Annotated in this window: 17 protein-coding genes and 1 pseudogene; 11 read left to right on the top strand and 7 right to left on the bottom strand. The window is 74.3% G+C overall.

All coding sequences use genetic code 11. The features are described 5' to 3' along the window. Positions 1-2 precede the first annotated feature (2 nt). Positions 3-599: a TetR/AcrR family transcriptional regulator gene (locus FRAQA3DRAFT_RS08360; protein ID WP_009738631.1), complete on the bottom strand. Its 597-nt coding sequence runs from the start codon at positions 597-599 to the stop codon at positions 3-5. A gap of 193 nt (positions 600-792) precedes the next feature. On the opposite strand from FRAQA3DRAFT_RS08360, the gene FRAQA3DRAFT_RS08355 reads away from it, so the two are divergent. From FRAQA3DRAFT_RS08355 to FRAQA3DRAFT_RS08335, 5 genes are all read left to right on the top strand, one after another. Next, positions 793-996, top strand: coding sequence for a DUF5708 family protein (locus FRAQA3DRAFT_RS08355; protein WP_009738630.1), 204 nt, complete (start codon positions 793-795; stop codon positions 994-996). 175 nt (positions 997-1,171) lie between these two features. Beyond that, positions 1,172-2,377 (top strand): XdhC family protein, encoded by a 1,206-nt coding sequence (locus FRAQA3DRAFT_RS08350; protein WP_009738629.1) that lies wholly within the window; start codon positions 1,172-1,174, stop codon positions 2,375-2,377. 402 nt (positions 2,378-2,779) lie between these two features. Continuing rightward, positions 2,780-4,339 (top strand): MFS transporter, encoded by a 1,560-nt coding sequence (locus tag FRAQA3DRAFT_RS08345; RefSeq protein WP_009738628.1) that lies wholly within the window; start codon positions 2,780-2,782, stop codon positions 4,337-4,339. Positions 4,340-4,556: 217 nt separating this feature from the next. Next, positions 4,557-5,258 carry a TetR family transcriptional regulator gene (locus FRAQA3DRAFT_RS08340; RefSeq protein WP_009738627.1) on the top strand — a complete coding sequence of 234 codons (702 nt, stop codon included), beginning with the start codon at positions 4,557-4,559 and terminating at the stop codon, positions 5,256-5,258. Positions 5,259-5,482: 224 nt separating this feature from the next. Beyond that, positions 5,483-6,472: a protocatechuate 3,4-dioxygenase beta subunit gene (locus FRAQA3DRAFT_RS08335; protein ID WP_009738626.1), complete on the top strand. Its 990-nt coding sequence runs from the start codon at positions 5,483-5,485 to the stop codon at positions 6,470-6,472. Between the two features lie 98 nt (positions 6,473-6,570). On the opposite strand, the gene FRAQA3DRAFT_RS08330 is transcribed toward FRAQA3DRAFT_RS08335, so the two are convergent. The 3 genes from FRAQA3DRAFT_RS08330 to FRAQA3DRAFT_RS08320 all read right to left on the bottom strand — a co-directional run bounded on the left by FRAQA3DRAFT_RS08330 (position 6,571) and on the right by FRAQA3DRAFT_RS08320 (position 9,336). After that, positions 6,571-7,497, bottom strand: coding sequence for an SDR family oxidoreductase (locus tag FRAQA3DRAFT_RS08330; RefSeq protein ID WP_009738625.1), 927 nt, complete (start codon positions 7,495-7,497; stop codon positions 6,571-6,573). A gap of 191 nt (positions 7,498-7,688) precedes the next feature. Then, positions 7,689-8,621, bottom strand: coding sequence for an LLM class F420-dependent oxidoreductase (locus FRAQA3DRAFT_RS08325; protein WP_009738624.1), 933 nt, complete (start codon positions 8,619-8,621; stop codon positions 7,689-7,691). Between the two features lie 49 nt (positions 8,622-8,670). Continuing rightward, on the bottom strand, positions 8,671-9,336 hold the full coding sequence (locus tag FRAQA3DRAFT_RS08320; protein ID WP_369809449.1) for a pyridoxamine 5'-phosphate oxidase family protein: 666 nt from the start codon (positions 9,334-9,336) through the stop codon (positions 8,671-8,673). 207 nt (positions 9,337-9,543) lie between these two features. On the opposite strand from FRAQA3DRAFT_RS08320, the gene FRAQA3DRAFT_RS08315 reads away from it, so the two are divergent. The 4 genes from FRAQA3DRAFT_RS08315 (at position 9,544) to FRAQA3DRAFT_RS08300 (ending at position 15,183) form a co-directional block, all read left to right on the top strand. After that, positions 9,544-11,070 (top strand): amidohydrolase family protein, encoded by a 1,527-nt coding sequence (locus FRAQA3DRAFT_RS08315; RefSeq protein ID WP_009738622.1) that lies wholly within the window; start codon positions 9,544-9,546, stop codon positions 11,068-11,070. A gap of 26 nt (positions 11,071-11,096) precedes the next feature. Further along, positions 11,097-11,690 (top strand): thioesterase family protein, encoded by a 594-nt coding sequence (locus FRAQA3DRAFT_RS08310; protein WP_232291971.1) that lies wholly within the window; start codon positions 11,097-11,099, stop codon positions 11,688-11,690. 754 nt (positions 11,691-12,444) lie between these two features. Next, complete coding sequence (locus FRAQA3DRAFT_RS08305; protein ID WP_009738619.1) at positions 12,445-12,954, top strand: hypothetical protein; 510 nt, start codon at positions 12,445-12,447, stop codon at positions 12,952-12,954. Positions 12,955-13,452: 498 nt separating this feature from the next. Further along, positions 13,453-15,183: an AAA family ATPase gene (locus tag FRAQA3DRAFT_RS08300; protein ID WP_009738618.1), complete on the top strand. Its 1,731-nt coding sequence runs from the start codon at positions 13,453-13,455 to the stop codon at positions 15,181-15,183. 108 nt (positions 15,184-15,291) lie between these two features. On the opposite strand, the gene FRAQA3DRAFT_RS08295 is transcribed toward FRAQA3DRAFT_RS08300, so the two are convergent. Both FRAQA3DRAFT_RS08295 and FRAQA3DRAFT_RS08290 read right to left on the bottom strand, forming a co-directional pair. Continuing rightward, positions 15,292-15,927 (bottom strand): response regulator transcription factor, encoded by a 636-nt coding sequence (locus tag FRAQA3DRAFT_RS08295; RefSeq protein ID WP_009738617.1) that lies wholly within the window; start codon positions 15,925-15,927, stop codon positions 15,292-15,294. Positions 15,928-16,066: 139 nt separating this feature from the next. Beyond that, entirely contained in the window at positions 16,067-18,652 is a 2,586-nt protein-coding gene (locus FRAQA3DRAFT_RS08290) for an RNA helicase (protein WP_009738616.1), read from the bottom strand. A gap of 164 nt (positions 18,653-18,816) precedes the next feature. Between FRAQA3DRAFT_RS08290 and FRAQA3DRAFT_RS08285 the strand changes: the two genes are divergently transcribed. Further along, complete coding sequence (locus tag FRAQA3DRAFT_RS08285) at positions 18,817-19,815, top strand: acyl-CoA desaturase (protein ID WP_009738615.1); 999 nt, start codon at positions 18,817-18,819, stop codon at positions 19,813-19,815. 13 nt (positions 19,816-19,828) lie between these two features. On the opposite strand, the gene FRAQA3DRAFT_RS08280 is transcribed toward FRAQA3DRAFT_RS08285, so the two are convergent. Further along, a complete protein-coding gene (locus FRAQA3DRAFT_RS08280; protein ID WP_009738614.1) occupies positions 19,829-20,161 on the bottom strand; it encodes a hypothetical protein in 333 nt (110 codons plus the stop codon). A gap of 205 nt (positions 20,162-20,366) precedes the next feature. On the opposite strand from FRAQA3DRAFT_RS08280, the pseudogene FRAQA3DRAFT_RS08275 reads away from it, so the two are divergent. Beyond that, a pseudogene (locus tag FRAQA3DRAFT_RS08275) lies at positions 20,367-20,743 on the top strand (hypothetical protein); the annotation flags it as partial.

Below are 20,743 nucleotides of genomic sequence, written 5' to 3'. Positions count from 1 at the left end.
CCCTACCAGGAACTCGCTACTCCCAGCAGCGCGCGCACCGAGGCGTCCAACGCACGCAGCAGCCGATCGGCCTCCGGTGAGCCGGGCGGCAGCTGGAGCAGGCGCAGGCTGAAGCCGTCGCTCAGCGCGGTCAGCCCGGCGGCCATGTCGTCCGCGTCCCGGTCGGCGGGGAGCAGGCCGTCGGCCTGGGCCCGGCGCAGGAGTTCCGCGGCGGAGTCCTGGACGGCCAGGTAGCCCTCGGCGAGAAACCGGCCCCAGTCGGCGCGGTTCGCGGCCCGGGCGGTGAAGGCGGTGATGACGATCGCCTCTTCGCGCCGTTCCTCGTCCAGCGGGAGTGCCTGGCGAATGTGCTCGCCGACCCCGGCGTCGTCCGGCAGGGCCGCGTAGCGGCGTTCGAGGCGCTCCTCGGTGAGCTCGAGCGCTCGCAGCATCATGTCTTCCTTGGTGGCGAAGTGTTTCTGCACGGCACCGGCCGACATCCCGCACTCGGCCGCCACCGATCGGATGCTCACCGCCTCCAGACCTTCTCGTGCGGCCAGGCGTAGCACCGCGCCCGCGATGACGCGACGCCGCTCGTCATGGTCCACCACTCTGGGCATCGCACGTCTCACCCCTTGTCGACCTCGCACGATCGGAATACAGTCGTATTCTTAACTGGATGACGTGAGAGGACCGTATCCGTGCGAACGAATCCGACACCGGGCCGATGGCGGCGCCGGTGTCCGGAGCGGCCAACGACGAGCGATGTGCGCGTCGGGGGCGCACGCGGTCCGTGGGTTTCGAGGAGGGCACGTGTCCGGGAACGTCAGGTCGCTGATCGCCGGCGCGGCCATGCTGGCCGCGGGACTCACCCTGAACCTCGCCGGCCGGGGTGTCGACACCCCCGTGTTCACGCTGAGCAAGGTGGGGCTGGTGCTCGTGGTTCTGGGTGGTCTCGAACTCGCGATCACGGCGAGCGTGCTGATGTGGCCACCCAGAAAGGGATCTGACCGGTAGCCGACGGTGCCGGTTCCGCCGCGGGCAGCAGCGACTCGGCCCGCTGGGGGTGTTCGCCCCGGGGCGGCCCGTCCGGGATCAACGGGCGCCGGGCTCTACGATGAGGTCGGCGGATTTCATGGGCAGGCGCCCGCGCAGGTCGGTGGGTCGGTCGGCGGCGGGAGGGGTGGCGCCGGTGCGCGAGATCGCCGAGGTGCTTCGGCGCTGGCGGGCCGCGGGCACCGCGTTCGCCGTCGGGACCGTCGTCGGCGTGCGAGGCAGCGCGCCCCGCCAGCCCGGTGCCGCCATGGCCGTCGCCGCCGACGGGGAGGTCGTCGGCAGCGTGTCCGGCGGCTGCGTCGAAGGCGCGGTCTACGAGGCCGCGGCCGAGGCGATCCGCACCGGCGTCCCCGCCCTGGCCAGCTATGGCATCTCCGACGACGACGCCTTCGCCGTCGGCCTGACCTGCGGCGGGATCATCGACCTGGTCGTCATCCCGTACCCGGCCCACGGGCCGGGTACGGGCGCGGACGATCAACGTGCGGGCGAGCGGCGTGCGGGCGTCGCGCTCGACGCGGTCCTCGCCGCGCTGGCCGCCGACGAGGCGGTGGCGTTGCTGACCGTCGTCGGGGGCGACGGGCTGGGCGGGCAGGTGGCGGTGTGGCCCGACCGCACGGCGGGCTCGTCCGGGATCGCCGGACTCGACGTCGCCGCGGTCGACGACGCCCGCGGGCTGCTCGCGGCCGGTCGCAGCGGTGTGCGCCACTACGGTCCGCAGGGCCAGCGGCGGCCGGACGCGATCGGCGTGTTCGTCCAGTCGTTCGCGCCGCCCCCGCGGATGCTGGTCTTCGGCGCGATCGACTACGCCGCCGCGGTGGTGCGGATCGGCCGCTTCCTCGGCTACCGGGTCACGGTGTGCGACGCCCGGCCGGTGTTCGCCACGTCCCGGCGCTTCCCCGACGCCGACGAGGTGGTCTGCGAACGTCCGACGGCCTACCTCGACCGCACCGTCGTCGACGCCCGCACGGTCATCTGCGTGCTCACCCACGACCCGAAGTTCGACATCCCGGTGCTGCGCGCCGCGTTGCGCTCCCCGGCGCACTACGTCGGGGCGATGGGGTCGCGGCGCACCCACGCCGACCGGCTGCGCCGGCTGCGCGACAGCGGCGTCGCCGAGGGTGACCTCGCGCGGCTGCACTCCCCGATCGGCCTGGACCTGGGGTCGCGCACGCCCGAGGAGACGGCCGTCTCGATCGCCGCGGAGATCATCCAGAGTCGCTGGGGTGGCAGCGGCCGCCCGTTGCGGGTCACCAGCGGTCGCCTCCATGCCGACCCCGGCGAGCGGGCCGACCTGGCCGAGCCGGCGACGGACCCGGCCACGCCGAGCGCCGCGGTCGACTGAGCCCTGCGGCCGGGGCGGCGCGGCCGGAGGAGCGGCGCGGCCGGGGGAGCGGCGTGGCCGGGGGAGCGGCGTGGCCGGGGGAGCGGCGTGGCCGGCGAAGCCCCGGGTCCGCCGGCAGCCCCGGTCCGCCCGGCGAGGGATGCGGCGGCGGCAGGCCGGGGAGCCCCCGGGTCGCCACCGGGGTGCTCCGCCGTACGGGGGCATCGCGCCCTCGGGCACGGTACGACGCCCCGCCGCCGCGGCGGGGAATGGGGCCCGACCTGCACGTTCACGTATCCCGATGGGTGGCGGCCGGCACGGGGTCGGTTGCACGCGGCGGTGAACCGCCGTTCACTATGGTGGTGAACGGTAGTTCACCAATGTGGTGGCCGTTGCCTGTCGTCGATCATCCCGAGGAGTCACGTGGACGAACCTGCCGTGCATCCGGTCGGCGCCGCCGCGACGGGGGAGCCCCCCGCGGCGGGCGGCGGGCGTTCCCGGGAGCTCAGTGCCGTGCTGGGCGTCGGCGGGATCCTCACCGCGATCTCGCAGGTCTCGATCGTGCCGCTGCTGCCCGACCTGCCCCGCCTCACCGGCGCGTCGGCGTCGAACGTCAGCTGGCTGCTCACCGTCACCCTGCTCGTCGGTGCCGTGGTCACGCCGCTGTTCGGCCGGGCGGGCGACATCTACGGCAAGCGGCGGATGCTGCTGGTCGCGCTCGGGATGCTGACCACCGGGTCGATCCTGTGCGCGCTGACGTCGAACATCTGGCTGCTGATCCCGGCCCGCGGCCTGCAGGGCGCCTGCCTCGCGGTCGTGCCGCTGTCGATCAGCATCCTGCGCGACGAGCTGCCTGCGGACCGGGTCGGTTCGGCGGTCGCGTTGATGAGCGCCACCGTCGGCATCGGCGCGGCGCTCGGCGTCCCGTTCGCATCCCTGATCATCCAGTTCGCCGACTGGCACGTGATGTTCTGGGTGACCGGTGCGCTCGGCCTGGCCGATCTGGTCCTCGCCGGGCTGCTCGTGCGCGAGTCGAAGGTCCGCGCCCCCGCCCGCTTCGACGTCCCCGGCGCGGTCGGGCTGGCGCTGGGCCTGCTGTGCCTGCTGCTCGCCCTGTCCAAGGCGGCCGACTGGGGCTTCACCAGCCCGCGCTTCGGTGGCCTGATCCTCGCCGCGGCGGTGATCCTCGTCGGCTGGGCCCGCTGGCAGCTGCGCGTCGCCGACCCGCTGGTCGACCTGCGCCTGGCGCGGCGGCCCGCGGTGCTCGCCCCGAACGCCGCGGCGCTGCTGATCGGGTTCTCCTTCTACGCCAACTCGCTGTCCACCGCCCAGCTCGTCCAGGTCCCGAAGGAGACCGGGTACGGCCTGGGCCTGTCGGTGTTCGCCAGCGGCCTGTGCCTGCTGCCCGGCGGGGTGGCGATGGTCGCCCTGTCGCCGGTCTCGGCGCGGATCACCGCGGTCCGCGGCCCGCGGACCACCCTGCTGCTCGGCGCGTCCGCGCTCGTCGCCGGATACCTGCTGCGCCTGTTCACCAGCGAGAACCTGACGATGATCGTCGTGGGGGCGGCGGTGGTCGCCGCCGGAACGGCGCTGGCCTACTCGGCCATGCCGATGCTGATCATGGGTGCGGTTCCCCGCACGCAGACGGCCGCGGCCAACGGACTCAACGTCCTGCTGCGCACGGTCGGGCAGGCGATCTGCAGCGCCGCGGTCGCCGCGCTGCTCAGCCACATCACCATGACGACCTCCGTCGGCGCCGTGCCGAGTCTCGGTGCCTTCCAGACCGTCTTCGCGATGGCCGGTGTGGTGGGGGCGCTCGCCCTCGTGGCGGGCGGCCTGGTGCCCTCCCGTGACCACGCCGACGTGGCCGTGCCGGTGCAGGCCGGCGGCCCGCCGCGCCCCGGCGAGGCGGCCCGCGGTGACGGGGGCCGGACGGGGGAGCAGGCCTCGGCCGCGGCGACACCGGTGAGGGCGACGCGGTGAGGGCGACACCGGTGAGGGCGACGCAGTGAGGGCGACACCGGTGAGGGCGACGCGGTGAGGGCGACGCCGATGACAGCGGTGCCGATGACAGCGGTGCCGGACATCCCCGTCGGTGCCGGGGCGGGCACGGTGCGGCGTCGGTGAGCGGTACCGTGCAGGCTCAGGCGTCCCGGCCGGGGACGTCCGCCGCATCCCGGGACGGGCGGAGGACCGGACCATGACGAGCCCCTCGACGACCCATTCCGAGACCCATTCCGAGACCCGCTCCGACGAGTCCCGCTCCGAGCTCGGCCGGCGCGGTCCGCGGTCCGCGGTCCCAGGCGGGGGCGGACAGGCCGGGGCGGGCGCCGCCGGGACCGGGCGGGGCCGACCGCGGGGGGACGCGGAGGTCAGCCGGGAGGCGATCATCGCCGCGGCCCGCCGGGCGTTCGCCCGCCAGCCCTACGCCGCCATCACGCTCAAGGCGATCGCGGCCGATGCCGGGGTGAGCGCGCCGCTGGTCCTGAAGTACTTCGGCAGCAAGGAACAGCTCTTCGCCCGGGTGGCCCGGTTCGGCGACGAGATCGACCGACTGCTCGACGCGCCGCTGCCCGACCTCGGCCGCCACCTGCTCCACGCGCTGCTCGACGCGCACGAGCAGCGCCGCGACCCGCTCATCCGGGTCGCGTTCGCGCTCCAGCACGGCGAGCACGCCACCCTGCTGCGCGACAACTTCCGCGATCAGGTCGTCGCCCGGCTGCGTGCCCGCCTGACCGGCCCGGACGCCGCCCTGCGGGCCGAGCTCGTCCTCGCGCACCTGCTCGGCCTCGGCGTCCTGCGCAAGATCGTGCACGCCGAGGCGATCAGCGCCGCGGAACGCGACCGGATCGTGGACCTGTGCGCGCCGGGACTGCAACGCCTCCTCGACGGCACCCCCTGACGACCCCGCCAGCTCCCCCCGCCCCAGCCCCGTTCCAACCCCGTCGCCGGGACCGGGCCCGGCCCAGGCCGGCCGAGGCGGCACAGCGGTCACACAGGCGGCTCACAGCGTCCGCACAGGGAGCGCTGCCTACGGTGGTCCCGCCCGCCGACCGAGCCCCGCACCCGCCGACACCGGGCCGAGGCGCGCGGCCGGACCGGGCGGACGGCTGACGGGAGAGGCCCATGCGGGACCACGACACCACCCACGCGCACCACGACCACGTCGACGACCAGAACCGGGACCGGGACCAGAACCGGGACCAGAACCGGGACCGGGACCGGGGTCAGGACCGGCGCGGGGGACGCGACGACCACGACCTTGGTCTCCGCTTCGACCTGCGGACCCTTCTCGGCCGGCGCCGGGTGCTGGGCCTGCTGGCCGGCGGCGGGCTGCTGGCCGCCGCGGGGATCGCCGGCTGCGGCGGGTCGGAGCAGACCGGTACGGCCGCGGCGACCGCCGGCACCCGCGGTGCCCCGCCCGCCGGGGGCACGGCGGGCGGGGTTGGAGGGTCGAGCGCAGACGCCACCGCGCAGGCGGCCGGCGACACGGACGCGGCGATCCCCGAGGAGACGTCGGGGCCCTACCCGGCCGACGGGTCGAACGGGCCGAACGTGCTCGACGACAGCGGTATCGTGCGCGCCGACATCCGGTCGAGCTTCGCCGCCGCCTCGGCGGTGGCCACCGGTGTCGGGCTCGGCATCGTCCTGCGGGTGCTCGACACCTCCAGGGGCGGCGCGCCGTACGCGGGAGCCGCCGTCTACCTGTGGCACTGCGACAGCCAGGGGCGGTACTCGCTGTACTCCGACGCGATCGCCGGGGAGAACTACCTGCGCGGCGTCCAGGTGGCCGGCGCGGACGGCACCGTGCGGTTCACCAGCATCTTCCCCGGCGCGTACGCGGGGCGGTGGCCGCACGTGCACTTCGAGGTGTACGCGGACCGCTCGGCGGCCACCTCGTCGGGCTCGCCCGTGCGGACCTCGCAGCTCGCCCTGCCGCAGAGCGCCGCCGCCGCGGTGTACGCCACGGCCGGCTACCCGGGCAGCGCCGCCAACCTGGCCCGCCTGTCGTTGGCCCGCGACAACGTCTTCGGCGACGGCTACGACCGTCAGCTCGCCACGGTCACCGGCGCCGTCACGGCCGGCTACACGGCCACCCTCGCCGTCCCGGTCTGACCGCCCCCGCCGTCAGCAAGATAATCAACGCCGTTGACGACGTGTCGCCCCCCATGATCATCAATGATGGCGCGGCCTGCCGGGCGACCGCCGCCGGCTCAGCCGCGGGTAGGCGTGTCCCGCCGGGGGCGGGCGCCGGTGAGGTCGGCGTTCGGGGCGGCGGCGCGGACCAGGTCGGGGATGACCTCGCCGAGCGCGCCCGGTTCCCAGACGCCGTCAATGTCGACGGCCGGCCCGTTGGACCAGCCCTCCAACACGGTGATCGTGCCGCCGACGACCGCGAACACCCGCCCGGTCACCCCGGCCGACGCCTCGCTGCCCAGCCAGACCACCAGCGGCGCGATGTGCTCGGCGCTCATCCTCGCCGCCTGCTGCTCGGTCAGGTCGCCGGTGAGACCCTCGGTCAGCCGGGTCAGCGCCAGCGGGGCGATCGCGTTCACCGTCACGCCGTAGCGGGCGAGCTCCAGCGCGCCGGTCACGGTGAACCCGGCGATGGCGGCCTTGGCAGCGCCGTAGTTCGTCTGGCCGACGTTGCCGAACAGCCCCGACGGCGAGCTGGTGTTGACGACGCGCCCGGCCCGCCCGCGCCCGGCCTTGTGCTCGTCGCGCCAGTAGACGCCCGCGTGGTGGGTCGGCGCGAAGGTGCCCTTGAGATGAACCCGCACGACGGCGTCCCACTCCGCCTCGGTCATGTTGACCAGGGTGCGGTCGCGCAGGATCCCGGCGTTGTTCACCAGGACGTCCAGCCCCCCGAACGTCTCGATCGCCTGGGCGACGAGGCGGCGAGCCCCGGCGAAGTCGGCGACGTCGTCGGTGTTCGCCACCGCCTGCCCGCCGGCCGCGCGGATCTCCTCGACCACCGCGGCCGCGGGCCCACCGTCGCGGCCGCGGCCGGCGCGGTCGCCGCCGAGATCGTTGACGACCACGCGGGCGCCCTCGGCGGCGAACGCCAGCGCGTGCGCCCGCCCGATCCCGTTCCCGGCCCCCGTGACGATGACCACCCGACCCGCGCACAGGCCCGGCACGCCACCTCCCGCCACCTCGCCACCTCCCGCCACCTCGCCACCTCCCGCCACCTCGGCACCTCCCGCCACCTCGGCACCTCCGCCAACCCGGCCCTTTCGCGAACCCGGCCCTTTCGCCAGCCCGGCACCGGGCCGGCCCGGCACGTGACGACCGGCCGCGGCGCGTCCACCTCGCCGCGCCGCGGATCCGGCTACACCGGGTCGGCGGCGTGGGCGACGACCTCCTCCCCGAACCGGCGCACGGTGTCCTCGGCCGCGGCCGGGTCGTCGCCGCAGACCGCGATCACGATCCAGTCCGCGCCGAGCTTGGCGTACGTCGCGACGTCGTCGAGCATGGCCGCCGCGTCCCAGCCCAGCCGGGTGTCGAGCTGCGGCCACATGCCGGTGGCCACCACGTCGACGGCGTCGTGCGGGCGCCCCGCCGCGTCCAGGCGGGCACGGACGTCGTCGACGACCCTGGTGAACCCGTCGACGCCGGGCACGGCCGCCGTGCGGATCGTGCGGGCCAGGGTGTCGTTGGTGAGCAGGGCGACGACGCCCTGCCCGTAGCGGGCGGCCCGCTCCCGCCCCCACGCGCTGTTGCCATGCAGCCACAGCGGTGGGTGCGGTTGCTGGACCACCTGCGGCTGGATGTTGGTGCCCCGGGTCTCCAGCAGCCGGCCGCTGTGGGCCAGCCGCGGCTGCGCCCAGCTCGCCCGCAGCACGTCCACCGTCTCGTCGAACGCCGCGAGGCGACCGTCGAAGTCGACGCCGAGCGCGCCGAACTCCGAGCGCAGGTAGCCCGCGCCGAGGGTGAGCGTCAGGCGCCCCCCGGACAGCGCGTCGAGTGTCGCCACCTGGTGCGCGGTCAGCAGCGGGCTGCGGTAGGGCGCCACCAGCGCCCAGGTGAACAGCCGGATGCTGCTCGTCACCGCCGCGCAGAAGGCCAGCGACACCAGTGGGTCGGCGCTGCCCTCCCCGCCCGAGTCGACCCACCGCGCCGACGGCGCGGGATGGTCGCTGAACCCGAGCGCGGCGAAACCCGCCTCCTGCGCGGCCCGCGCGAAACCCGTCACCGCGTCCGGGGTGAGGATCTGCGGTGACCAGGCGGGATCGGCCACTGCGTGCTGGACGGCGAATCTCATCGGTTCTCCACACTCCAGGTCGCGGTCGGGCCGGCCATCTCGGCCGGTGCTAGCCAGCCGCCGCCGGTGGCGACGGTGCCGGCGCGGGATGGTGCGGTGCCGGCGCGGGATGGTGCGGTGCCGGCGAAGGGTGGGGCAGGGGCGGCAGGGGGAGAGGCAGCGCCGGCAGGCCGTCGATGCTCGTGCCGTTGTACTCCTTGCGTTCGCAGTAGGCGGCGAACTCCTCGTCGGTCCGGCGACCGAAGTACTCCCGGTGCAGGCTGCGTTCCTCCCGGTACTCCAGGAACGGCACGGCGTAGCCGCAGCTGTCGCTGATCCGTTCGGCCGTCACGACGATGATCGACCGCAGCCCGGTGGGGTCGGCCGCCCGCGGGTCGAACCGGGCGAGCAGCCCGGCGAAGCGCGGGTCGTCGCGGAACACCGGCTCGCCGCGCCCGTGCACCCGCACGATGGCCGGGGGACCGCTGAACGCGCACCACATGAGCGTGATCCGCCCGTTCTCGCGCAGGTGCGCGAGGGTCTCCGCGTGGCTGCCACCGAAGTCCAGGTAGGCCAGGGTCCGCTCGTCGAGGACGGTGAGCGTCCCGGCGCGGCCCTTGGGGGAGAGGTTGACGCTGCCCTGCGCGGACAGGGGCGCCGTCGCGACGAAGAAGACGACCTGTTCCTCGATGAAGCCGCGCAGCCGGCCGTCGAGGCGTTCGTAGGTCTTTCCCATGAACAGCCAGTATCGGCCGCCCACCCGGTCGGCGCCCGCGCTTTCCTCGTCCGGCCGCCCCGCCACCCGCGCATGGTCGGGCCACGACGGCGGTGCGGCCCGGGGCGAGCAGGTGCCCGCAGCCGTAGCCGGCCCGGCCGATGTGCCGGTGGCCGGTGGCCGGTGGGGGACCGGGTCCTGTGTGGCGGCGGTCGTAGGGTGACGTGGATGGGGGAAGCTGCGCAGGCATCGGGGCGTCAGGCGATGCTCATCCGCCGGGCGGAGCTGCCGGAGCTGCCTGGCCTGGCCGCCGCGCAGGCCGCCGGCGGCGCACCGGGGGCGGGGCGGCGGGGCGGCCACGGGCCGATCCCGCGGGCGCGGGTCGCGGACGTGCGGGTTCTGGGCGGGCTCATCGTCGAGGTCAGCGCCGACCCGCTGCGCCCGCGCCCGGGGGAGAGCGTCATCGACGCCGCCGGCGGGGCGCTGCTGCCGGGGCTGCACGACCATCATGTCCACCTGCTGTCGCTGGCGGCGTCGGCGTCGTCGGTGCGGGTGGGGCCGCCCGAGGTCGTCGACGTCGCCGGGCTGCGCGCGGCGCTGCGGGCCGCGCCGGGCGCGGGGCCGGCGCGGTGGGTGCGCGCGGTCGGCTACCACCCCTCGGTGGCCGGCGACCTGGACCGGCACGCCCTCGACGCGCTGGTGCCCGACCGGCCGGTGCGGGTGCAGCACCGGGGCGGGGCACTGTGGGTGTTCAACTCGCCCGCGCTGCGCCTGGCCGGCATCGACGGCTGCGACCTGCCGGGCGTCGAACGCGACGCCACCGCGGCGCCCACCGGGCGCCTGTGGCGGATGGACGGCTGGCTGCGCCGCCACGCCGCGGTGCCCCCGGTGGCCGTCGACCTCGCCGCCGTGGGCCGCGCCGCGGCCGCGGCGGGGATCACGGGATTCACCGACGCGACCCCCGGCCGCTCCGCCGAGCACCACCGGACCCTCGCCGCGGCCGCCGCCCGCGGCGAGCTGCCGCAGCGGCTGACCCTCATGCGACCCGAACCGCAGCCCACCCCCGACGACGCCCCGGCGGGGGACCGGGTCGTCGGCGGGCCGGTGAAGGTGATCCTCGACGACGACACGCTGCCCGACCTCGACGCCCTCGCCGCCCGGTTCGCCGCGGCGCACCGGGCCGGCCACCCGGTCGCCGTGCACTGCGTGACCCGCGTCCAGACGGTGCTGACCCTCGCGGCACTCGCCACCGTCGGCCCGCGGCGCGGCGATCGCCTCGAGCACGGCGCCGTCGTGCCGCCCGAGCTGTACGGGCAGCTGCGCCGCGCCGGGCTCATCGTGGTCACCCAGCCCAACTTCATCGCCGAGCGGGGCGACCACTACCTCGTCGACGTCACCGACGAGGATCCCGCGTCGCTGTACCCGGCCGCCTCCCTCGTGCGGGCCGGCATCGGACTCGCCGCCGGCACCGACGCGCCGTTCGGCCATCCCGACCCGTGGCGGGCCATCGGCGCCGCGGTGGCGCGGCGGACCGCCGCCGGGATCGTCCTGGGGGCCGACGAACGCCTCGACCCCCCTGCGGCCCTGGCGCTGTTCCTCGGCGATCCGGCGGATCCCACCCGCCTGCGCCGGGTGCGGGTCGGCGCGCCCGCCGACCTCTGCCTGCTGCACCGCCCCCTGCGGGTGGCCCTGCGGGACCCCTGCGCCGCCCAGGTCCGCCAGACGATCATCGCCGGCGTGCCGGTGGGCGGGTGACGCCAGGTCCGCCGGTGAGAGATTGCTTGCACGAGGACACCATCGACCCCGCAGGTGTGCACAGTGGCGGGATGGACCCCAGACGCGATCCGGAGCGGCTCAGCCTCGCCAGCTACCCGCTCAGTCACCCCGTCCAGGCGCGGTTCAGTGACCTGGACGGCAACGGCCACCTGAACAACGTCGCGCTGGCCTCCTTCTACGAAGACGCCCGCATCACCCTCGACTGGCGGATCTTCACCGACGGCAAGCCCGTGCCGTTCGAGGGCTTCACCTTCGTCGTCGCCAACATCTCGATCCACTACCTGGCCGAGGCGCACTATCCCGCGACGTACGTCGTCGGCTGCGGCGTCGGCCGGATCGGCACCTCCTCGTTCGTGCACAGCGCGGGCCTGTTCCGCGACGGCGTCTGCCTCGGGCTCTGCGACAGCATCCTGGTCCACCTCGTCAACGGCGCGCCGACGGTCATCCCGCCTCACCGGCGGGCGCAGATGGAGGCGCTGGCGTTCCCGGTGCGCGCGGGTGGCGCGTCCAGCGAGGCCGACGGCGGGACCGCCGCGATCCCCGGCCAGCCGGCGGAGTCCGGCTCCGGGCTGGTCGGCTCCGAGTCCGACCGCCGCTAGACGAGGTAGGTCCGAAGTCCGGGCTGGTGGTGGCCGGGCGGGGAGAGCGGGCTCTGCGGGTCCTGTGGTGGCGCGGGACTTGCACTTTCTCCGCGGCGCACCGTGGGCGAAGGTCGAGGTTCCGGCTCGGGGTCGGAGATCGACGACGTCCCCGGCCCGGTGATCGCGGTGATTGCGCCGATGCCGCCGAGGGCGTGCCGGCGCACGACCACCGTTTCCCGATGACTCCTGTCCGCTGCGCGTCCCTCGGCGCACCGTCCACCGCCGCGCTCGACGCCCGGCATGGATCTCCTCCCGGTGGAGGTGATCCATGGGCCTTTCGTGGTCCCCTGGCGGCCCTTCCGTGTCCCCTGATGGCCCTTCCGTGGTGGAACCATCGGGTCGACGGGGCACCTTCGATAGGTTCCCGGTCGGTTACGTTCGGTTTCTGGGCTTCTGGCTCGGCGGGCTGACCTGCGGTTCTCTTTCGATCTCGGGGATCGACGCCGCCCGTCTCCTGACCTGTTTGTGGTCCCGTTTCGGATATCCGGGAGTGGCTGACCTGCACAGCACCGGTCGGACGGACCAACAATCCACGATCCCGCGGACAAGCGGCTCGATTTCCGTTACACGATCCCCGGTTGTCTTCTACAGTTCAGCGCGGGTCCCCGAGTCCGTCGGCACCCCAGGCGCGACCCGGCGATGCGCGCGTGCCTCGTCGTGCCCGCGGAACCGGCTGGTGGGAGTCCGGACCGGAAGGCTGAGGTGACTGGCGATGCGACACGGGCACGGCGATGGAGCCGGCGGCGGGCGAGCGGGAGCCGAGTTCGACCTGGCCGTGATGGAGATTCTGGAGCCGCTGGCCGAGAAGTACGGGCTTTTTCTCGCCAAACGGACCTGCTGGCATGTCCAGTTCCGTGGCGGCCGGCGGATGTTCGACGTCGCCTGCGATCCGTGGACGTCCTGGACGCTCGGTGCCCGGGTCGGGATGTGGTCCGACGCCGATTCCGGGCCGGCCGCCGACGGTGTGCCGGCACTCCGACCGCGCGCGCTCAGCGTCCAGGACATTCTGCACACGGTTTACGGAATGCGGGAGAACGCCTGGTCGTGGATCGCGGCGACACCGGCCGAGCTGCGCGCGATCCTGCTGACCCTCGCCGGCCTCGTCGACCGGTACTGCGGGGAGCTGTTACTCGACGACGACGCCTTCGCCCGGGCCGAGATTCTGGTCAACCGGGCGACCGCCGAGCGGGAAGCGTTCCTGCGCCAGTTCGAGGACCGCTGAGAGCGGTACCGGGTTCCCCCGCACGCCGCTTCCCCCCGCGCCGCTGGCGGTCAGCGACCCGCGCACCTGGGATTTCCGCGCGCCGCTCTTTCCCGGCCCGCTCGCGCATTCTCCGCGGGTGGGCCGCAGCCGCGGAGCACACCGTCTGCCGGTTGCCTCGGCCGGGCGACGCCGCAGGCCGGCCGCCGGGCTGCCCGGACGGGGTCGGGTCCGGCCGGGCGGCGCGGCCGTGGCAGCCCTGCCTGGTGGAGGTGGCAGCCCTGCCTGGGGAATGTGGCCTCGCGGGCGGGGCATGGCCTGGGTGCATCCGGGACGGATGTCCACCGCGGGTGGTCCGAACGTCCCCCGGGTAGGCAACCTCTGGCGGTCGTGAGATCGCCTACGGACGGCGAGCATGACGAAGAAGAACCATCGAACGCCTGTGTTCGACTGTTCGACGGTGGAACGGGGCGTCGACCGTCAGGATCGTGAGACTTTCACGCAACCCCGGGAGAGGCCATGACCGTCCAGTATGTGCGGGATGCGCTGCCCGGCGCAGGAGCCGGCGACAGCCGCAACGCCGGTACCCCGTCGCCGCCCGGCACCTCGTCGGCCGGCGCCTCGTCAGCCGGCAGCTCACCGGCCGGCAGCTCGTCGGCTGGCGTGGCGGCCACGGCAGGGCCGGCGTCCCCCGGCTACGCGTCCGTGCCGCCCCGGCTACGCGCCCCGCTGCTCGCCGAGCTCGCCACCTGTGAGACCCGCGAGACCCACAGCGCCGTGCTGTACCTGACCGCCGACCGCGTCTACAAGCGCAAGAAGCCCGTCGACCTGGGATTTCTCAACTTCACCGAACGGCGGACCCGGGAGGCGGTGTGCCTGGCGGAGGTGGCGCTCAACCGCCGCCTGGCCCCCGACGTCTACCTCGGCGTCGCCGACCTGCGCGACGACTCCGGCGCGGTGATCGACCATGTGGTCGTGATGCGGCGGATGCCGACCAGCCGCCGGCTGTCGACCCTGGTGCGCCGCGGGCACCTTCTCGGCCCGGCGCTGCGCTCCGTCGCCCGGGCGCTGGCGGTGTTCCACCAGCGGTGCGAGACGTCCCCGCTGATCGCGACCGCGGGGGAGCGGGCCACCCTGGAGGACCTGTGGCGGGAGGGGATGGCCGGCATCGCCGCCTACCGCGGCACCCAGCTCGACGCCGCCGTCGTCGACGACATCGGCCGCCTGGCGCTGCGTTACCTCGCCGGACGCGCCGAGCTGCTCGCCGAACGCACCCGGGCCGGCTGGATCCGCGACGGGCACGGCGACCTGCTCGCCGACGACATCTTCTGTCTCGACGACGGCCCCCGCATCCTCGACTGCATCGAGTTCGACCCGCGGCTGCGCTTCGGCGACGTCCTCGGCGACGTCGCCTTCCTCGCCATGGACCTGGAGCGTCTCGGCGCCCCTGAGGAGGCCGCGGAGTTCCTGGAGGCCTACCGCGAGTTCAGCGGCGAGGTCCATCCCCGGTCGTTGCAGCACTTCTACGTGGCCTATCGGGCGTTCGTGCGGGCGAAGGTGGCCTGCATCCGCGGCGGGCAGGGGGATCCGGACGCCGCGGAGAACGCCCGCCGGCTGCTCGCCGTCGCCCACCGCCACCTGCGGGCCGGCCGCGTCCGCCTGGTCGTGGTCGGCGGGCTGCCCGGTACCGGCAAGACGACGCTGGCCAGCCGGCTGGCCGAGGTGGGCGACGGCTGGGTGCTGCTGCGCTCCGACATCATCCGCCAGGAGCTCGTCGGTGAGCCGCCCGCCGAGGCGCAGCCGCGGCAGCCGCATCCCGGGGGCGGGTCGCAGCCGGTCGGCGGCGACGCATCCTCGTTCGACGCCCAGTTCGGGGTCGGCCGCTACGCCCCGGAGATCACCGACGCGACCTACGCCGAGATGCTGCGCCGGGCCCGGGCGGCGCTGTGCCGCGGGGAGAGCGTGGTGCTCGACGCGTCCTGGTCGAGTGCGAGGCACCGCGACGCCGTCGCCGCGCTGGCCGCGGACGTCTGTGCGGACCTGGTGGAGCTGCACTGCGTGACCGCACCCGAGGTCGCCGCGGCGCGCATCGCCCGGCGGGTCGCCGCCGGCTCCGACCCGTCCGAGGCCACGGTGGCCATCCACCGGGCGATGGCCGCGCGTGCCGACCCGTGGCCGTCCGCCACGGTGATCCGCACCGCCGTCACCGTCGCCGAGGCGCTGCAGGCCGTCCAGACCCATCTGGACTGACCGGGCGCGCAGGACCGGGCCCCTGAGCGCGGCCCGCGGACATGGCGACGACCGACGCGCACCGGCGCGTCGGTCGGGGGGTAGGGGCGGCGCGGCGCCGGCGGGGTGCTACTTGTCGATGCGGGTCGCGTAGACGGCCGCCTGGGTGCGGCTGGACAGCTCCAGCTTCTCCAGGATCGCGGAGACGTAGTTCTTGACGGTCTTCTCGGACAGGTGGATACGCCCGGCGATCTGCCGGTTGGTCAGACCTTCGGCGATGAGGACGAGGATCTGGCGCTCCCGCTCGCCCAGCGCCGCGAGCTTGCGGTCCTCCGCCGGGCCCTCCCGCAGCCGGGTCAGCACCCGCTGGGTGACCGCGGGGTCCAGCAGGGATCGGCCGGCGGCGATCGTGCGGATCGCCCCGACCAGATCGGTGCCCTTGATCTGTTTGAGCAGGTAGCCGGCGGCCCCGGCCATGATCGCGGCGAACAGTGCGTCGTCGTCGTCGTACGAGGTGAGGATCAGGCAACCGATGTCGGGATGCGCCGAGCGCAGGTCGCGGCAGACGTCGATGCCGTTGCCGTCCTCCAGCCGCGCGTCGAGCACCGCCACGTTCGGTCTGGTGGCGGGGATCCGGCGCAGCGCCTCGGCCGCGGTGGACGCCTCGCCGACGACGTCGACGTCACCGGTCTCGGAGAGCATCTCCCGAATTCCCCGGCGGACGATCTCGTGGTCATCCAGGAGGAAGACCCGTACGGTACTCACAGGGTGACGATACCGCCCGAGTCGCGTGCCCCGGCCCGGATCGCGGGGTGACCCCGGTCGAAGGGGCCCGACGGTGTGCCCCGGTCCCCGACGGTGCCCCGGTCCCCGACGGTGCCCCGGTCCCCGACGGTGTGCCCGGTCAGAGCCGGTCGACGGCGGTCACCCGGACCATCGCCACCCCGGCCTCGTCGGAGGCGGCGAGGTCGATCTCGGCGCTGATCCCCCAGTCGTGGTCCCCGGCCGGATCGTCGAAGATCTGCCGCGCCGTCCACACCCCGGGCCGCTCGTCGAGCAGCAGCAGCCCCGGTCCGCGCGCGTCCGGGCCGGTGCCGATCTCGTCATGCTCGGCGTAGTAGCCGGCCAGCGCCTGCTGCCAACCCGCCGCGTCGAACACCGGGCCCTCGCCCGCGGCCACCCCCGCCGCGCCGTCCAGCTCACCCAGCAGGTCATAGCGGCGCAACGCGGCCAGCTCCACCCGGCGGAACAGCGCATTGCGGACCAGCACCCGAAACGCCCGGATGTTGCCCGTCACCGCCGGCGGCCGATCGTCGACGGACCCCGCCCCGGCCCCACCCGCGGCGACCGCGTCGGGATCGGGGTTGCTCAGCCGCTCCCACTCGTCGAGCAGGCTGGAGTCGGTCTGGCGCACCAGCTCCCCGAGCCACTCGGTGAGATCGATGACCTCCTCGGTGCGCGCGTGGTCCGGAACCGTCTGGCGCAGCGCCTTGTAGGCGTCGGCGAAGTAGCGCAGCAGCAGCCCCTCGGAACGGGCCAGCCCGTAGAACGCCACGTACTCGGCGAACGTCATCGCCCGCTCGTAGAGCTCCCGGGCCACCGACTTCGGCGCCAGCTCGTAGTCGTCGACCCAGGGATGGCCCCCCCGGTAGGTCGCGAACGCCGCGGCGAGCAGCTCACCCAACGGCTGCGGATAGGTGACCTCCTCCAACAGCTCCATCCGCCGGTCGTACTCGATTCCCTCGGCCTTCATCGCCGCCACCGCCTCGCCGCGCGCCTTGCTCAGCTGCGCGTGCAGCACCTGGCGGGGGTTGTCCAACGTCGCCTCCAGCACCGACAGCACGTCGAGGGCGTAGGTCGGCGACGCCGGGTCGAGCAGCTCGAGCGCGGCCAGCGCGAACGGCGACAGCGGCTGGTTGAGCGCGAAATCGAGCTGCAGATCCCCGGTCACCCGCACGGTGCGGCCCAGCTCGTCGGGGGAGTCGAGCTTCTCCACCACCCCGGCGGCCAGCAACGCCCGGTAGATCGCGATCGCCCGGTGAATCAGCCGGCGCTGCGTCGCGCGATCCGAATGGTTGTCGGTGAGCAGGTGACGCATGGACGCGAACGCGTCCCCGGGCCGGTTGACGACGTTGAGCAGCATCGCGTGCGTCACCGTGAACTGCGACGTCAACGGCTCCGGCTCGGCGGCCACCAGCCGCTCGAACGTCGGCTCCCCGTAGCCGACGGTGCCCTCCGGCGGCCTCTTGCGCACCACCTTGCGCCGCTTCTTCGGGTCGTCACCCGCCTTCGCCAACGCCCGCATGTTGTCCACCACATGATCGGGCGCCTGCACGACGACGTTGCCCACCGAGTCGTAACCGGCCCGCCCCGCCCGCCCGGCGATCTGGTGGAACTCCCGCGCCGAGAGCAGCCGCACCCGGGTGCCGTCGTACTTCGACAGCGACGTGAACACCACCGTGCGGATCGGCACGTTGATCCCCACCCCGAGCGTGTCCGTCCCGCAGATCACCTTCAGCAGCCCCGCCTGCGCGAGCTGCTCGACCAACCGGCGGTACTTCGGCAGCATCCCCGCGTGATGCACCCCGATGCCGTGGCGCACCAGCCGGGAGAGCACCTTGCCGAACCCGGCGGCGAACCGGAAGTTCCCGATCGTCGCCGCGATCGCGTCCTTCTCCGCCCGCGACGAGACGTTCACGCTCATCAGCGCCTGCGCCCGCTCCAACGCCTGCGCCTGGGTGAAGTGCACGACATACACCGGCGCCTGATGGGTCTCGAGCAGCTCACCGATCGTCTCGTGCAGCGCCGTGGTGACGAACCGGTAGAACAACGGCACCGGCCGCTGCGCCGAACGCACCACCGCCGTGGGCCGCCCGGTGCGCCGCGTCAGATCCGCCTCGAACATCGACACGTCGCCGAGCGTCGCCGACATCAGCACGAACTGGGTGCCCGGCAGCTCCAGCAGCGGGACCTGCCACGCCCACCCCCGCTCCGGGTCGGCGTAGTAGTGGAACTCGTCCATGACGACCTGACCGACGTCGGCGGCCACCCCGTCGCGCAGCGCGATGTTCGCCAGCACCTCCGCCGTGCAGCAGATGATCGGCGCGGTGTCGTTGACGGAGGCGTCGCCGGTCATCATCCCGACGTTCGCCGCCCCGAACATCGCGCACAGCGCGAAGAACTTCTCCGACACCAGCGCCTTGATCGGCGCGGTGTAGAACGTCCGCCGCCCGGCGGCCAGCGCCGCGAAGTGCGCCCCGGCCGCCACCAGACTCTTGCCCGACCCCGTCGGCGTCGCCAGGATGACGTTCGACCCGGAGACGATCTCGATGAGCGCCTCGGACTGGGCGGGGTAGAGCTCCAGGCCCTGCTCGGCGACCCAGGCGGTGAAGGCGTCGTAGAGGGTGTCCGGATCTGGGGCGCCGGGTACATGGCCAACGGCGCCGGCTACCGGATGCGCGGACGCGGGAAGGTGGTCGGTGAGTGTCATGGTCCCTCGATCGTGCCTGACGCGCGGCGCCGCCGACCGGCCGGCACGCCCCCGTCTACTGTTGGGGCGGACCCGAACCGGTTCCGGTGGCCAGCACCCGTGACCCGGCTCGGAGAACCGACGAGGGTTGCCGACTAGCCGACGAACCTCGTGAGAGGAAATATGTGTCCTCCCCATCGACATCCCACCCATCGACATCCCACCCCTCGACATCCCACCGCGTCGACGCGGGCCCGCCCGCCCGCCCCGACATCTCCGCCGACCTGAAGACCCCGCGCGAACAGATCGTGCTGCTGCTCTTCCTCACCGTCCCCCTCCTCGCGGTGGCCATGGCGGTGCCCGTGGCCTGGGGACACGGACTGGGCTGGCACGACGTGATCATCGGCGGGGTGATGTACCTGGTCTCGGGCTTCGGGATCACCGTGGGCTACCACCGCCTGTTCACCCACGGTTCCTTCAAGGCCGGCCGGCCCCTGCGCATCGCCCTCGCCCTGGCGGGCAGCCTCGCCGTCGAGATGAGCGTCACCGACTGGGTCGCCGCGCACCGCCGTCACCACAAGTACTCCGACTCCGACGGCGATCCCCACTCGCCCTGGCGCTTCGGCCGCGACGCCGCCGGAGTGGCCAGGGGCTTCCTGCACGCACACGTCGGCTGGCTGTTCAACCGCCAGCGCACCGCCCCCGAGCGGTTCTGTCCGGACCTGCTCGCCGACCGCGACATCGCGGCCGTGTCCGCCGCGTTCCCCTGGTGCGTGGCCGCCTCGGTCCTGATCCCGCCGGTGGCCGGCGGGCTGTGGAGCATGTCGTGGGCCGGCGCGGTCACCGCCCTGTTCTGGGGCTCCCTGGTGCGCATCGCCCTGCTGCACCACGTCACGTTCTCCATCAACTCGATCTGCCACCTCGTCGGCGAACGGCCCTTCACCGCCCGCGACCAGTCGAGGAACGTCTGGTGGCTGGCCGTCCCATCGCTGGGGGAGTCCTGGCACAACCTGCACCACGCCGACCCCACCAGCGCCCGCCACGGCGTCCTGCCCGGCCAGCTCGACCCGAGCGCCGCGCTCATCCGCGGGTTCGAACGGCTCGGCTGGGCCTACGACGTGCGCTGGCCGACCCCCGAGCGCATCGCGGCCCGCCAGGCGCGCCCCGCCGGGCAGGCACGCTGAGCCGGCCATCCGCTCAGCCGGCCATCCGCACCTCGCCGCCGCCGCGGGGCCGGGCCGATCCACTCGGATCACCGCCCCCGCCGGCCCGCTGCCCGGAGCGGTGCAGGATGCGCCCAGGCGGCTGCTCGCCCGCGACCAGCCAGTAACCCCGGTCATGCCGCAGACCGACACACTGCGGGGGCTGGCAGACCCCGTTCACCCGGTGCGCGTCGAACCCGGTGGTGGCACCCGCGAACGTCTCATGACAGCTCGGGCAGTGCGCCGCGGCCAGCGCCGTCCACCGGGCGTCGCAACCGCCGCAGCCGAGCAGGATGGGACGTTCGTACTCGTTGTCCCGCCCCGCCATGAATCCACCTTCCCCCGTGGTACACATCCGTCGTCGACGGGGATTCTTACCGCTCCACGTTTCCAACGGGAGCATTTCCGCTTTCCCGGTCACCATGACGGTCGGTCCGGCCACGGAGCCACCCTGCGAGCCGCGCCTGCGGGACGCCCCCGGCCGGTGCCGGGCGGGGGCGCGAACCGTCGGACCCGGCGGTGAGAATCGACCGATGACGTCGGCCAGCCCGTCGCACCCGGCCGCGGGACCGCTCGCGGACCTGTGGTCGGGGAAGTTCGCCCCGCGCCAGCCCCTGGCGCTCGTCGTGGTGCCGAAGGTCGGCTTCGCCCTGGCCCACCACCCGCTCGCCGGCCCGCCGCCAGCCCATCTCGCCGGTGACGCGGGCCCGGCCGGCACGAATCCTCTCCGGCCGTCTCGCCCGGCCGCGGCACCCGTCACCCTCGCGGTGCCCGCGGCCGAGCCGGGCGAGGCCGCCGGGCAGCTCGCCGAGATCGAACGGCGCTGCGCCCCGCGCTGGGTGTGGTGGTCGGCACCGGCGGCCGCGGCCGTGCCGCTGGCCGCCCGGGTGCACCTCGCCGCCTGCTGGGA

Source organism: Frankia sp. QA3, from assembly GCF_000262465.1.
In the GTDB taxonomy this organism is placed as follows: Bacteria; Actinomycetota; Actinomycetes; order Frankiales; family Frankiaceae; genus Frankia.
The sequence above is the reverse complement of the archived record's forward strand: the minus strand, read 5'-3'. Positions and strand labels throughout refer to the sequence as shown.

Bases quoted from the DNA above. Each gene is read 5' to 3' on its own strand.
- FRAQA3DRAFT_RS08360 (WP_009738631.1), bottom strand. From the start codon at position 599: ATGCCCAGAGTGGTGGACCATGACGAGCGGCGTCGCGTCATCGCGGGC.
- FRAQA3DRAFT_RS08340 (WP_009738627.1), top strand. From the start codon at position 4,557: ATGACGAGCCCCTCGACGACCCATTCCGAGACCCATTCCGAGACCCGC.
- FRAQA3DRAFT_RS08335 (WP_009738626.1), top strand. From the start codon at position 5,483: ATGCGGGACCACGACACCACCCACGCGCACCACGACCACGTCGACGAC.
- FRAQA3DRAFT_RS08325 (WP_009738624.1), bottom strand. From the start codon at position 8,621: ATGAGATTCGCCGTCCAGCACGCAGTGGCCGATCCCGCCTGGTCACCG.
- FRAQA3DRAFT_RS08320 (WP_369809449.1), bottom strand. From the start codon at position 9,336: ATGGGAAAGACCTACGAACGCCTCGACGGCCGGCTGCGCGGCTTCATC.
- FRAQA3DRAFT_RS08315 (WP_009738622.1), top strand. From the start codon at position 9,544: ATGGGGGAAGCTGCGCAGGCATCGGGGCGTCAGGCGATGCTCATCCGC.
- FRAQA3DRAFT_RS08305 (WP_009738619.1), top strand. From the start codon at position 12,445: ATGCGACACGGGCACGGCGATGGAGCCGGCGGCGGGCGAGCGGGAGCC.
- FRAQA3DRAFT_RS08300 (WP_009738618.1), top strand. From the start codon at position 13,453: ATGACCGTCCAGTATGTGCGGGATGCGCTGCCCGGCGCAGGAGCCGGC.
- FRAQA3DRAFT_RS08290 (WP_009738616.1), bottom strand. From the start codon at position 18,652: ATGACACTCACCGACCACCTTCCCGCGTCCGCGCATCCGGTAGCCGGC.
- FRAQA3DRAFT_RS08280 (WP_009738614.1), bottom strand. From the start codon at position 20,161: ATGGCGGGGCGGGACAACGAGTACGAACGTCCCATCCTGCTCGGCTGC.